Here is a 366-nt window from a genome sequence, read left to right on the forward strand (position 1 = left end):
TGCTGACGACTCGCCGTATCTCGCAGATTCCGGCGTCGTCGTTGTCGCGGGTGGTGTCGAATTTCTGTCTCGTCGAGGATTCCGATCCGGGGGTCGTGGCGTGTTGGGCGAGGTTCGTGTTGGTGGAGTATCGGGTGGAGCGCCAGCGGGTGTGGGCGGGGCGGGTGTTGTACCGGTTGCGGGAGGTGGAGGGTGTGTATCGGTTGATCGAGAAGCGGGTGGTGCTCGTCGATCGCATGGCCGCTCTCGACACGTTCACCTTCATTCTCTGATCGTGGCCGCCTACATCTCCGGGTTGGGCGAGGTGGCGCTGACCCGGACGCCGGCACACCCCGGACGGATGGCGGTCGAGGCCATCGATCTCGC

Annotated in this window: 1 protein-coding gene; it reads left to right on the plus strand. The window is 65.0% G+C overall.

All coding sequences use genetic code 11. The features are described 5' to 3' along the window. A partial coding sequence (locus tag ACR9E3_RS32490; protein WP_460385210.1) for an aromatic-ring-hydroxylating dioxygenase subunit beta occupies positions 1–272 on the plus strand: 272 nt, incomplete at its 5' end. Positions 273–366 lie beyond the last annotated feature (94 nt).

The organism is Actinomycetospora sp. C-140, from assembly GCF_054796175.1.